Raw genomic sequence first — 13088 nt, 5'->3', positions numbered from 1 at the left:
CAATACCAGCGCACAGCCCAAAGAATGATTTCGCCCTGAAAATGCCGACCATGGAAAGGATTCATATGCTGCACCTTTAGCTAAAACAGTCTTCAGCTTACCATTCGTGGTTATTTGCAACAGTGCCCTTACTTCAAAGCCAAAATTTTTCGGGCACCATTAAGTACGAATAAAGAAACCAGTATGCCAATGATTAAGTCTGGATAAGCTGATCCCGTCCACGCCACGAGTACACCGGCAAATATAACGCCCATATTTACGACAACGTCATTCGCCGAGAAAATCCAACTGGCTTTCATATGTGCGCCATCTTCTCGATGACCAGAAATAAGATATAAGCATGTCACGTTAGCTATAAGTGCGAGCAGGCCAATAACAATCATGAGCGTTGATTCTGGCTCGCTTCCAAACATGAATCGTCTAATGACATCAACAATCACGATAACAGCAAGTAATAACTGAATCCAACCTGCGAAATGGGCTGCTTTTATTTGATATTTCGCAGCTTTTCCGACGGCATATAGCGCAATACCATAAACGGCTGCATCGGCAAACATATCTAGAGAATCAGCAATCAATCCTGTAGACGCAGCAATAATACCGCTGATGAATTCTATAAAGAAAAGTAGAGCATTAATACCTAATAACAGTTTAAGTACTTTAGCTTGTCTCACAGGATCAGGTTCATTAGGTATATCGCCTGAAGAAAGCTGTATTTCATCAAGTTTCGCCCCAAAACCCAGTCCTTCGAGTTTAGCCGTAATTTGCTGAATCCCTTCATTATGGAAGACTTTCAGTTTTCGATTGGGAAGATCAAAAGTAAGACCTTTAACTGCTTCAATATCTGCAAGAGCCATACGGACCATTTGCTCTTCAGCAGAGCAATCCATTTTAGGAATGGTGTAGGTACTTGTTTGCTTAGCCTGTTGATTGCTTATATAAGTTTCAGTCTTCACAAGCTTTGCACCAAAACCCAAAGCTTCAAGTTTGGTGGTTATATTTTCATCTTTTTGATTATGTAGAACCTTTAAAGAACGGTTAGGTAAATCAAAGATGAGTTTTTGAACACCATCAATTGAAGATAGCGCCATACGAACCATCTGTTCTTCCGCAGAACAATCCATTTTGGGAACTAAGTATTCACTCATGTAGTGCGAATCTTTTAAAACGTCTTCAGTGCTTAAATTTTCTTTGGGATCAGAACCACAACAGGATTGTGCGGTATCTTCACAACTGTTTGAAGTGTTACAGCAAGGAGATGAAGATTTTTTTTCTTCCTCTTCACCACAACAGCTAAGCGTATTATCACAATTCTTTGAATTGTTTGCTTCTGCAATTGATGGATGATTTTCTTGTTGAGATTTCTTATCTTCGCATGGTGTTTCTTTACTACATCCACAACCACTCATAATTATACCCATTAAAAAAATTATAAACTTTGAATATTAGAATCCCTATAGTTACTATAGAGTCAAGAATCTTTGGAAATACTAACTCAATGCATTTAAAAATTGGTGAACTCTCTAAAAAAACCTCATGTTCAGTATTAACAATTAGGTTTTATGAAAAGGAAGGTTTAATTCCGGAACCGGAAAGAACGGAAGGAAATTACCGCCTTTACGATGTAGGCTATGTTGAGCGAATTAAATTTATTTTGAATTGCCGAACTTTAAATATGAGTTTGAATGAAATTCGTCAATTACTTACCTATAAAGACAAACCTGAGAAAAATTGTTCAGATGTGAATGAATTAATTGACTTACATGTCAGTGCTATCAGAGAAAATATAATCAAGCAACAAAAGCTTATTGAACAACTATCTGATTTAAGAGGTACTTGTGATGGTTTATGTACAATTGACCAATGTGGAGTTTTAAAAAATCTAGCTTGATTATCTAGACCTATGCTTTTTTCAAAAAATCGGCACTGTTGCAAATAACCACGAATGGTAAGCTGAAGACTGTTTTAGCTAAAGGTGCAGCATATGAATCCTTTCCATGGTCGGCATTTTCAGGGCGAAATCATTCTTTGGGCTGTGCGCTGGTATTGTAAATATGGCATTAGCTATCGTGAACTGCAGGAAATGCTGGCCGAACGGGGTGTGAATGTTGATCACACGACTATTTACCGTTGGGTTCAACGTTATACGAATCTAAAAATGGGAGCCTATAGCTCCCATTTTTATTGTTAAACGTTGAATCCTATATGTTTTCCTGTTGGAAGCTCTACATCAATACGGAGCTTCCCTCCCATTGCCTCAACATACTTTTTCATGGTTGAAATCTTAAGATCATTGCCACGATTTTCTATTGCTGAAAGCGATGGCTGTTTTATTCCCAAAGTTTCAGCAAGCTCTTTTTGAGAAATTTCGAGTTCTTCACGAATAAGATGAAGCTGATTTTCTAGCAGTAATTCATCAGCCATTTTTTGAATACGGGCTTGGCTCTCTGGAGAGCGGCTAGCTAACAATTCTTGCAGAGTCTTAGCCATTAGATTTATCTCCTAGGGTAGTGAGATGAAGTTGGTATTGTTCATCTGCAATATCCAGCATGTCTTTATAAAAACGCTTTTTACCGCCTTTATCAGCAATACATAGAACAATAGCCTGTCGTAAGGGATCAAATGCGAAGAAAGCTCTTAAGGGTCTACCGCGATGTTGAACACGCAGTTCTTTCATATTGGTAAATTTAGACTCATACACAGTATCTACTAAAGGACGGCCTAAACTCGGTCCCTGCTGCTGTAGAACAACCAGGGCAGCTAGGACCTTCTCTTGTGTAGGTTCATCTTGCTGTTCAAGCCACTGATTAAATAGATCTGTCGTAATGACTGTCCACATACCACAACCAAAATATAGATTATAGTCTATATTTTAGGGGCATTATGTTTGTTTTGCAAATGAGAAAGGATAGGCAATAAAAAACCCCGGCATCCTGCCGGGGTTTTTCATCGTTGCTGATTGTGCTGTTGTACCCTCTGGTCCATGTGCAATAACTTATAATTTTTGTTTTATGTTATGGAACATCCTGTTCCTGATGACTTGATCATAGGAAAATTCCACTGTTCCAGGTAGTAGCAAAGGGCCGAGATTGATGTGCGCCAAAGCGTACAAAATAGCCTAAATTTTATCCCCAGCAATTGGGGATAGTTTTGGAACCTGGATCCGCATGAAATGGGCACTGATTACCAAATTGATCATTTATTAATCAATTTTCTTGGCAAAATGTTACAGATTCGCCTAAAAACTCACCAACTTATTACAAAAGCCATTTTTTGTGCATTTTGTGATCATGGTTAAAATTTTAAGTTATTGATATTTCAATTAATATACAAGTGTACTTCGTATAACGCCCATTATGTTAAATGGAAGGAAGCAAAATAAGTTAACATTTTGCTTCCGGCCACATTAAGCTAGAGTTTTATTTAAATAAAGCTATTTAGTAATCATTAAATTAATTAAAATCTAAATCTAACACCAGCTCCATATAACCAACCTTTCTCAGAGTTTGATTCTATTTGCCACGACGTTTCATCATTACCTTTTGAATACTCATAGGCAATGTCGATATACGGCATGATCTTTTTACTGATTTCATAGCGAGTTTCAAACCCTGCGGTTGCACTGCTTAAACCAGTTTTTTTCGCATATTTAGAGTCATCACTAAAGATAGCATCCAACTCTAAATAAGGTTGAATAATCAACTTTTGCGTAATCAGAAAATCACGTTCCGTTTCTAGGCTAAAGCCCGCATAATTGTCTTCTCCCGCATAGAGATAAGCATCAGTTTCAAAGAAATATGGCGCCATACCATGTAAGCCAATCACCGCATCAACATTTTCTTCGGTGTCTTTGCGATGATCATTGAGTTCAACTTTTTCACTACGATAACGTGCACCAATCTGTGCATCCCAAAAGTCTGAAATCATACGGCTATATAAAAGTTTGGCATCATAATGTGCATCATGCGATTCTTCTTTATCGGCATGAATTTTAATAAAAACCTTATTTTCATCTGTGCCAATACGGGTTTCAAACTCTGACTTTAAATCACCTGTGCCATCTTCATTGACAAGCCACTTATTGTCCACTGTCGTAATCGCATAAATTTGCGCACCGTGTTCTGAGCGATGATCATAATGCGAACTCTGCTGAGCATTCGCATCTGGTACATGATGTAAATGATTAACCGTAGATGTTGCCTGATGTTGTGCCTGATTCATTTGGCTATGGTTCATTTGAGAGCGATCCATTTGCATCGGCTGATTTTGACTAGAAGATGTAGCAACTGTCATTTTTTCAGGCGCACTATGATCTTCACCATTATGTGCCAAACTCACTGCACTGACCATCAACAAAGAGCTTGCTAAAACAGTTTTAGAAAAAAGATTAATGGTGCGCATGTTGATCTCCTTTCTGTACTTTTTGATCTTGCTGTTTCTCTGTTGATTTGTGATGCATTGGCTGATGACCTGCATGTTGATGGTTCATCGGTGCTGAATGTGCAGCATGATTCATTTTCCCCATCATCTGCATGTGTTGTGCATGCTCTTGTGGAGAATGCTGTGAATGATCCATCTCAGACATCGCTTGATGATTCATTGATGGTACATTTTTTCCATCAGTCTGAGCAGTTGAATGATGCCCTTCGTGCGCCAAACTTAAGCTTGTTAAACTCAATACCGCAACAGAAAAAAACGCTTTAAATACAAAATTAGTGATGTGCATGTCCAGCTCCTTTTTGCTCAGTTACTTGGTGAGTTTGAGTCGAATTTGTACCTTGAATTGGCGTTGTAGACACTTGTTCATCGCTAACATTTGCCACGATCAACTTGTTCATCATTCCTGCACTCATGTGATACAACAAATGACAATGGATTGCCCATTCGCCCAACTCATCCGCAGTTAATAAAGCAGTCACTGTTTTACCCGGTGGTACAATCAATGTGTGTTTATTCGGCATATCTACCGACTCTTGACCATTCTCCAACTGCATAAACATGCCATGTAAATGCATGGGGTGCGCCATCATACTGTCATTAATAAATTTGATACGGATACGCTCGCCATACTTCACTTTTAATGGCTCAGCATCGCTGAATTTTTTACCGTTAATCGTCCAAATATAACGCTCCATAGTACCGCCCAAACGCACTACTAATTCACTGCTAGCTTCACGAGTATCTTTTTGCGGTTCTAAAGATTTTAAATCACTATATTGCAAGGCTTTATTGCCCGCAGGTGTAGATGCATTTGCCCAACCATAAACCACTTGATCATTTTCTTGTGGTTTTGCTGTGCCATGCTGTGAATGATCCATTTTCGAGTGATCCATGCCTTGCATATCGCCATGGTTCATTTTTGAATGATCCATTTTCGAGTGATCCATGCCTTGCATATCGCCATGGTTCATTTTTGAATGATCCATTTTCGAGTGATCCATGCCTTGCATATCGCCATGGTTCATTTCTGAATGATCCATTTTCGAGTGATCCATGCCTTGCATATCGCCATGGTTCATTTTTGAATGATCCATTTTCGAGTGATCCATGCCTTGCATATTGCCGTGGTTCATTTTCGAATGATCCATTCCTGCATGATCACCGCCACCATGTCCCATATCTTCCATGGTCAAAAGTGAGCGTGGACGTGGTGCAGGCATATGAATGCCATGTGTCATAGGATTTAATTCATTGTGCAGTGTACCAATCGCATAGCCTGCACGGTCAATTGACTCAGCTTCAATTTGATAATGTCCGCCTTTGGGCTCCACAATCACATCATAAGTTTCAGCTGTGCCAATACGAAACTCATCCACAGCAACAGGTTTTACAGGCTGACCATCAGCACTGACCACAGTCATTTTCAAGTTAGGAATACGGACATCGTAGAAAGACATCGCAGATGCATTCACAAAACGTAGGCGAATTTTTTCATTCGGTTTAAACATTCCTGTCCAATTTTGTTCAGGTGTTTTGCCATTAATGAGGAAGGTATAACCTGTAACATCCGACATGTCGGTTTTTAGCATACGCATCTGATTCCACATTTTGCGGTCAGACCATGTCGCTTTTATGCCATCACGTTTAACCTGCTTCCAAACATCACCCAAGGTTTCACGCTGATCTTGATAATATTCAGCTGAAATTTTAAGATCTTTCTGAATTTGATCACTGGTTTTTTCATGAAAATCTGACAACATCACCACATAGTCACGTTCAGCTTTTTCATGTGCTGCCAATGGTGTTTTACCTTTTGGATAAATCACAAAAGAACCATATAAGCCGTCCTGTTCCTGTCCTTTAGAATGAGCGTGATACCAATAAGTCCCGCTTTGGCGAATCTTGAATTTATAAACATACTCGCTTTGAGGCTTAATACCGTTAAAACCATTAAATCCCGGTACACCATCCATAATGCCCGGCAACAACAGTCCGTGCCAATGAATAGAAGAATCTTGGTTTTTTAAATTATTTTTCACGCGAATGATGGCTTCATCACCCTCTTCAAACTCAAGCAAAGGCGCAGGAAATTGACCATTTACGGTAATGCGCTTTACAGGCTTTCCAGTTGGGCTGACCACTGCTTCATCAATAACAAGCTGATATTCACGCACTTCGGCAAAAACCAAAGGCGACGATGCAAAACAAATACCTGCTAATAGGTACGAACTAATTTTATGAGACATAACTTAACCTTAATTTTTGAAAAATAAATAAATTTTAAAAAAAATTGGTTAAGTTTTAGGAGGACGTGAAATTTCTTGCCAATACCCATTTAGATATTGGTTGAGGTAATAAAAATTAGGCTGATCTATAGAATAGAAGGTATCTAGGGGATCTAGCGAGCTTTGCAAAGAATGAAGACATGAGATCTGTGTCTGGCAGGATAAGCTAGAACATTCCTGACACTTTTTGTGATCTATATTCTGATTAATAGCTAAATGATTATGGCAATCGGTATTCGTCTGTACTTCGTGATTAATAGCTAAATGATTATGGCAATCGGTATTCGTCTGTACTTCGTGATTAATACCATGTTGAGTGACTTGCTGTGCTTGATCTAAACAATGATCTTGGCTCATTTCAGTTTGCATATTGATATGCATTATCTTTACTGATGCAACAGACACACTACTCCATCCTATGGCAAAAACCATAAGAAAACAAAACCAAAGTTTTTTGGAGAGATGAGTCAACACGAATGCTATCTAGGAATAGAATTTAATCCAATATATCTTAACGGAATTTCAACTATTTACAACTCAATATAATTTAGTAGTTTCTCTAAAATTAACATAATACACGTTATACGAAATTATTTTAATTTTTCATTTAAAATCAATCACATAATTACACAACAAAAAGCCCGATCACACTAGATTGGGCTTTTTACGTGAACAGTCATGTTCCATGCCTGTATGGATAGTCACTACATTTCCAGGCGTTCAAGTTTCTTAATGATTTCAGCTTTCGCTTTATCCAATAACTCTGGATTCGTTTTAGATGATAGTAATTCTTTAGGCTTATTCCCGAGAAAATACGCTATTCGCTCCGCATTGGCTCCCGAAGGATGGGGTAAACCACTTAAAACCTGATTACTATTGAGGATACCGTCCTGAATCAGCATTTCAAATACCTGACATACTTTCGGCCGGCTTTGTTGCATAAAGGTTTGAAAGGCTGATTTCCCTTAAGCTACTCAAATTTAAGAGACAACTTGGGTATGAGGGCGACCTAATTCTGTGAATTTATTCAAAACTGCCATGCGTGCATGGATCTCATTCACCTGACTTGGAAAACTCCGCGCTGTTAATTTATCGCCTAATAATTTGATGCAATGCATCTTGGTTTCAACCAAACTTCGACGGTGATAACCAGACCACTTTTTCCAAAGCGATCTGCCTAGCCGTTTGACTGTCTTTAATAATTCATTCCGCTCTATAGACCTCGCTTGCTGATCCTTCCAAGGCTTTGCATTCTTTCTAGGTGGAATGATCGCATGTGCATCTCGATCTAAAATGACTTGTCGGCAGTGCTTTGTGTCATAAGCACCATCTGTATAAACAGAATCAATTGGTTCATCCAAGGGAATTTGAGCAAGTAAATCTTCGAGTACTTGAGAATCACTGACATTATTTGTGGTGAGTTGTACTGCACGTATTTGCAGGGTTTTAGCATCCATAGCAATGTGAAGCTTACGCCATTGGCGACGATATTCAGCCCCATGTTTCTTGCGTTTCCATTCACCTTCACCAAGAAACTTCAAACCAGTAGAGTCTACGAGTAGATGCAGTCCATCACTACTTTTTTGATAGCTAATCGCAATATCAATATGCTTTTGTCTACGACAAAGGGTGGAATAATCCGGAGCTGTCCAATCTAATCCGGAGAGTTTAATCAGACTTTGAACAAAACCTGTGACCATACGTAAAGAGAGTCGGAATAGTAATTTGATCATTGAGCAGCATTGAATCGCTGTATCGGAGTAGGTTTGATTTCGACCTTGCTTGCCTTGTGATTGTGCATACCACTGAGTCTTTGGATCAAACCAAATGGAAATATTACCTCGGTTAATTAAGGCTCGGTTATAGGATGACCAATTGGTTGTACGGTAGATTTTAGAGGCAGGCTTATTCATTTTGAAATTATATTGCTGAATAAGCTTTTGATGCTAGGTTTGTGCAACAAAGCCAGTAAGCCTGAATAGTTCTGCTAAAAATTGCTCACTATAATGGGTCAGGAAGCTTTCTTTTCATTTATCTATCGGGACACAGTACTGGTCATAAAACAGCCATAACAAGGGTTATGAGATCATTCCTCCAATGACCATATTTGCTAGTAGGCGCTGTATTTCTTTCTCCAATTTCAATACCTTCCTAACTCATTAGAAAATTTTTGAGCACCATGACATCAATTTTTTCCAGTTTTATCGTTGCAAAAATGAAATGCTGCGTCGCTTAAACGGCCTTCACCTCTGTTTTTATTTACATTAACTTACAATAGTGAGAATGATTAACATTCATTATCCCGTTAAGCTTTAGCTCTATTTTACTCTCAATAGTTTGATTCATGATCAAATTATGATCTTCATTAAGTAAAAAGATCACTGCATAGTGATGCGCTTTTTTATATTTATATCGCCTGATTCCTGATGAAAATTCCATGAAAAAATTCCGCTATCTGCTGATCCTACTCCTGCTCTGTGCAGGATTATCTTTGTCAGTCGGTGTCGGAGATATGAGCTGGCAGGGTCTATTACAAGGTCAGGCACATGACTGGCAACTGTTCTGGACCAGCCGTTTCCCACGTTTGATGGCCATATTGATTGCCGGTGCGGGGCTGAGTGTTTGCGGCCTGATCATGCAGACCTTGAGCCGCAATCGCTTTGTCTCCCCGACCACAGCCGGATTATATGACTGTGCCCGTCTCGGGGTACTGGTTTCAATTATTCTGCTGCCAACTGCATCGATTTTTCTAAAAACTGGTTTTGCGATTGTAGTCACCCTGCTCGGGGCAATGGGCTTTATGGCGATTTTATCGCGGCTGAAACATCGGGATACTGTATTTGTGCCACTGGTCGGCATGATCTTCGGCAGTATTATTTCTGCCTTTACCACCTTTATTGCCCTGCAAATGGATCTGCTACAGAGCCTTGCCGGCTGGTTACAGGGAGATTTTTCCACCATTTTAAACGGGCAATATGAACTGATCTATCTCAGTGTACCGCTGTTTTTGATCATTTACCTATTTGCCCAGCGTTTTTTATTGGCTGGCCTGGGACAGGATTTTGCTTCTAATCTGGGGCTGAATTATCACCAGACCTTATTTATCGGCCTGATTCTAGTGTCGATCATTACCGGCGTTGTCGTGATTACTGTCGGTGCGATTCCCTTCTTGGGCCTGATTGTACCGAATATTGTCAGCTTGTATCTGGGCGATAATCTAAGTAAAACCTTGGCACCGACGGCTTTACTGGGTGCCTTGCTGGTGCTCATCTGTGATGTTATCGGCCGTATTTTGATCTATCCTTATGAAATCCCGATCAGTCTGATTATGGGGGTATTTGGCAGCGTGATTTTCCTGTGGCTGTTACTACGGAGTTATCGTCATGTCTAATTCGGCCAAATTAGTGCTGCTGAGCTGTGCGGTATTGGCCAGTCTGCTGCTGTATCTCTGCTGGGATCTGGGTCCGGCATGGCGCTATTCACTCGGTCTGCGTTTTAAAACGGTATGCGGCATAGTGGTTGCCGGCACGGCGGTGGGAATTTCAACCCTTATTTTCCACAGTATCGTCAATAACCGGGTGGTTACCCCACAGGCGCTGGGACTCGACAAACTGTATGAGCTGTCCAAAAACCTGATTATTTATATTTTTGGTGCCAGCGCCCTGCTGTCACTGAATATTGTGGCTGATTATTTTATTTCACTGGCGCTGATGCTGGCCTTTGCCCTGCTGCTTTATCATTTTATTTTCAAAAAAGTGGCGGAAAAGAATATCTATTTCCTACTGCTGGTCGGACTGATCTGTGCCACCTTATTTGACAGTATGGCCACCTATATTCAGGTACTGCTCGATCCGGATGAGTTTCAGGTCGCCGCCTATGCCGGCTTTGCCAGCTTCAATTTCGTTAGAGTCGAACCGCTGATCCTGTCGACGCTGACCATTCTGCCAATCCTGATCTATTGTCTGCTAAAGGTGCGGATTTTTGATGTCATGGCACTGGGCCGCGATCATGCGCTCAATCTGGGACTCAATTATGATCGCGAGAGCCGTATCTCGCTGATTCTGGTGGTGCTGGCTCTGGCTTCAGCTACGGCTTTGGCCGGTCCGATGATGTTCCTCGGTCTCTTGGTTCTGAATATCAGTCTGGAAATTTTTAAAACCCATCGCCATCAGATTCTGCTTCCCGGCATGATCCTGGTTTCGTTACTGGTCCTGTTGATCGGGCAGTTTATTGTGCTGCATCTACTGAATTTGCGCACTACGCTCAGTGTCATCATTAACTTTGTCGGCGGACTCTACTTTTTTTGGATCTTATTGAAGGACAATAAAAAATGGCAATTGTCTTAGAACATATCAGCAAGCATTATCATGAGAAAACCGTGGTCAGGCAGGTGTCTCTCGACATCGGTGAAGGACAGTTCACAGCCTTTATTGGGCCGAACGGTGCCGGTAAAAGTACCCTGCTCGGCATCATGAGCCGGCTGATGAACCCGGATGCGGGTCAGGTGATGCTGGACGGGGAAAATTTGCAACAGATGAAAAATGCCGAGATTGCCAAGAAAATGGCGATTTTAAAACAGGCCAACCATACCGAATTGCGTCTTTCGGTTGAAGATCTGGTGGCATTTGGACGCTTTCCCTATTCACATGGCCATCTGACTGCTCAGGATCATCAGATGATTGACCAGTCCATTCAATATATGGAACTGGAGCCGATGCGACACCAGCAACTGAGTGAACTGTCAGGTGGACAACGCCAGCGTGCTTATATTGCCATGGTATTAGCGCAGGACACCAAATATATCCTGCTGGATGAGCCGCTCAATAATCTGGACATGAAACATTCAGCCCAGATCATGCGGGTGCTTAAGGACCTGTGCGTCAATCATGGTAAATCCATCATTGTGGTGATTCACGATATCAATTTTGCTTCGGTCTATGCCAACCAGATCATTGCCATGAAACACGGTGAGCTGGTCTATCAGGGCACACCGCAGCAGATCATGCATGAAGATATTCTGCAGGATATTTTCGATTTTCATATTCCGATTCAGCAAATCCAGCAACATCAGCTGGGCCTGTATTTTATTAGTTAGGAGACATCCATGCAATTCAAAACCAGCGTATCTGTACTGCTTGTCACCGGTCTTTTGGCCGCATGCAGTCCGACGGATGCACCTTCTGGCCAGAACACGACATCTGAAATGCAGCAGTTCGAGAGTCAGGCCGGTAAAATCAGTATTCCCAAAGAATTAAGCCGGATCACGGTGCTGGATACGAACTCCTTAAATACCATCCATACTTTGGGCGGCAGTGATAAAGTGGTGGCGCTGCCGCAAGGCACTCCGTTACCGGCAGCGCTGCAGCAGTTTAATAACAAGAGCTATATCGATGTCGGTACAGCGAAGGAACCCAATCTGGAAAAAATTGCCGAAAGCCAGCCGCAGCTCATTTTAATGAGTGGACGCATGGAAAACTTGATGGGCCAGATTCAGGGGATTGCCCCGGTGTATTTCAATCAGGTGGATTATCGCGACCGTTTTAATTCTTTCAGCCAGCATACCTTGAATATTGCGGATATGCTGGGCAAACGTGCTGAAGCCGAGCAGCAGCTGGCTACGCTGTCTAAAGACATCGATGCCCTGCAGGAAAAAACCAAGGATAAAACTGCCTTGGTGATTCTGGTCAATAACAACAAACTCTCTGCCTATGGGGTCGGTTCACGTTTTGGCCTGATTCATGACCTGTACGGTTTCCAGCCAGCCGACCCAAGTATCAAGGTGGGGACGCATGGCATGTCGGTATCGCATGAATTTATCGCCGAAAAGAATCCGGACTACCTGTTTGTGATTGACCGCAGTGCGGCGATTACCGAAGGTGACGGGGGTGCACGCAAGGTACTGGACAATAATCTAGTCAGACAGACCAAGGCGGCTAAAAACGATCATATTGTTTTTCTGGATTCTAGCACCTGGTATTTGATCAACGACAGTCTGGGCGGCATGCAAGCCATGCTCAAAGAAGTAGAGGCAGTGGTAAAATAATTTCCAATGCTGAAAAGACCGAAAGGCTCATCTCTTTGTGTGATAACGCATGAATAAATGAGTTCAAAATAGGTAGCTGAAAATAGACTGGTCGTGGTGATTTTAAAGTTGTCTCTCCTGATTTTAGTCATTGAGCTGAAGTAGAGGTGGCAGAAAACCGTTGAACTGAGACGCTTATCAGTATTTATCTGACGGCACTGTTGCAAATAACCACGAATGGTAAGCTGAAGACTGTTTTAGCTAAAGGTGCAGCATATGAATCCTTTCCATGGTCGGCATTTTCAGGGCGAAATCATTCTTTGGGCTGTGCGCTGGTATTG

14 protein-coding genes and 1 pseudogene are annotated in these 13088 nt (G+C 41.3%); 6 read left to right on the top strand and 9 right to left on the bottom strand.

The window, feature by feature from the left end:
• Nucleotides 1-128 precede the first annotated feature (128 nt).
• On the bottom strand, nt 129-1409 hold the full coding sequence (locus FTU90_RS14820; RefSeq protein WP_005093338.1) for a cation transporter: 1281 nt from the start codon (nt 1407-1409) through the stop codon (nt 129-131).
• 89 nt (nt 1410-1498) lie between these two features.
• Here FTU90_RS14820 and cadR point away from each other — a divergent pair, with 89 nt between their 5' ends.
• A complete protein-coding gene (cadR, locus tag FTU90_RS14815; protein ID WP_000550240.1) occupies nt 1499-1891 on the top strand; it encodes a Cd(II)/Pb(II)-responsive transcriptional regulator in 393 nt (130 codons plus the stop codon).
• Between the two features lie 93 nt (nt 1892-1984).
• Nucleotides 1985-2146: pseudogene (locus FTU90_RS14810) on the top strand (IS6 family transposase); the annotation flags it as partial.
• Between the two features lie 41 nt (nt 2147-2187).
• Here FTU90_RS14810 and FTU90_RS14805 read toward each other — a convergent pair.
• The 8 genes from FTU90_RS14805 to FTU90_RS14770 form a co-directional block, all read right to left on the bottom strand.
• The gene (locus tag FTU90_RS14805; protein ID WP_001140620.1) at nt 2188-2490 is read right to left on the bottom strand and encodes a helix-turn-helix domain-containing protein; all 303 of its coding nucleotides are present in this window, start codon (nt 2488-2490) and stop codon (nt 2188-2190) included.
• Entirely contained in the window at nt 2483-2839 is a 357-nt protein-coding gene (locus tag FTU90_RS14800; RefSeq protein WP_004668307.1) for a type II toxin-antitoxin system RelE/ParE family toxin, read from the bottom strand. Before FTU90_RS14800 ends, FTU90_RS14805 begins: the two co-directional genes overlap by 8 nt.
• 617 nt (nt 2840-3456) lie before the next feature.
• Nucleotides 3457-4401 (bottom strand): copper resistance protein B, encoded by a 945-nt coding sequence (locus FTU90_RS14795; RefSeq protein WP_004668309.1) that lies wholly within the window; start codon nt 4399-4401, stop codon nt 3457-3459.
• Nucleotides 4388-4726 (bottom strand): hypothetical protein, encoded by a 339-nt coding sequence (locus FTU90_RS14790; protein ID WP_004897649.1) that lies wholly within the window; start codon nt 4724-4726, stop codon nt 4388-4390. Before FTU90_RS14790 ends, FTU90_RS14795 begins: the two co-directional genes overlap by 14 nt.
• The gene (locus tag FTU90_RS14785; RefSeq protein WP_180073020.1) at nt 4713-6686 is read right to left on the bottom strand and encodes a multicopper oxidase domain-containing protein; all 1974 of its coding nucleotides are present in this window, start codon (nt 6684-6686) and stop codon (nt 4713-4715) included. Before FTU90_RS14785 ends, FTU90_RS14790 begins: the two co-directional genes overlap by 14 nt.
• A gap of 48 nt (nt 6687-6734) precedes the next feature.
• Complete coding sequence (locus FTU90_RS14780) at nt 6735-7130, bottom strand: hypothetical protein (RefSeq protein ID WP_005093388.1); 396 nt, start codon at nt 7128-7130, stop codon at nt 6735-6737.
• 299 nt (nt 7131-7429) lie between these two features.
• Entirely contained in the window at nt 7430-7666 is a 237-nt protein-coding gene (locus FTU90_RS14775) for a hypothetical protein (RefSeq protein ID WP_005021575.1), read from the bottom strand.
• 39 nt (nt 7667-7705) lie between these two features.
• Entirely contained in the window at nt 7706-8638 is a 933-nt protein-coding gene (locus FTU90_RS14770) for an IS5 family transposase (RefSeq protein WP_180073018.1), read from the bottom strand.
• A gap of 524 nt (nt 8639-9162) precedes the next feature.
• Here FTU90_RS14770 and FTU90_RS14765 point away from each other — a divergent pair.
• From FTU90_RS14765 to FTU90_RS14750, 4 genes are read left to right on the top strand one after another with little or no spacing between them, the layout of a single operon-like run.
• Entirely contained in the window at nt 9163-10116 is a 954-nt protein-coding gene (locus FTU90_RS14765) for an ABC transporter permease (RefSeq protein ID WP_005096088.1), read from the top strand.
• Nucleotides 10109-11071, top strand: coding sequence for an iron chelate uptake ABC transporter family permease subunit (locus tag FTU90_RS14760; protein ID WP_005096087.1), 963 nt, complete (start codon nt 10109-10111; stop codon nt 11069-11071). Before FTU90_RS14765 ends, FTU90_RS14760 begins: the two co-directional genes overlap by 8 nt.
• Complete coding sequence (locus tag FTU90_RS14755) at nt 11056-11820, top strand: ABC transporter ATP-binding protein (protein ID WP_100329936.1); 765 nt, start codon at nt 11056-11058, stop codon at nt 11818-11820. Before FTU90_RS14760 ends, FTU90_RS14755 begins: the two co-directional genes overlap by 16 nt.
• A gap of 9 nt (nt 11821-11829) precedes the next feature.
• A complete protein-coding gene (locus FTU90_RS14750; protein WP_104510428.1) occupies nt 11830-12768 on the top strand; it encodes a siderophore ABC transporter substrate-binding protein in 939 nt (312 codons plus the stop codon).
• Nucleotides 12769-13088: the final 320 nt, after the last annotated feature.

Origin of the sequence: Acinetobacter sp. YH12200, assembly GCF_013418175.1 — a bacterium.
GTDB classification, from domain to species: Bacteria; Pseudomonadota; Gammaproteobacteria; order Pseudomonadales; family Moraxellaceae; genus Acinetobacter; species Acinetobacter pseudolwoffii.
This window is presented reverse-complemented; position numbering and strand designations above follow the sequence as displayed.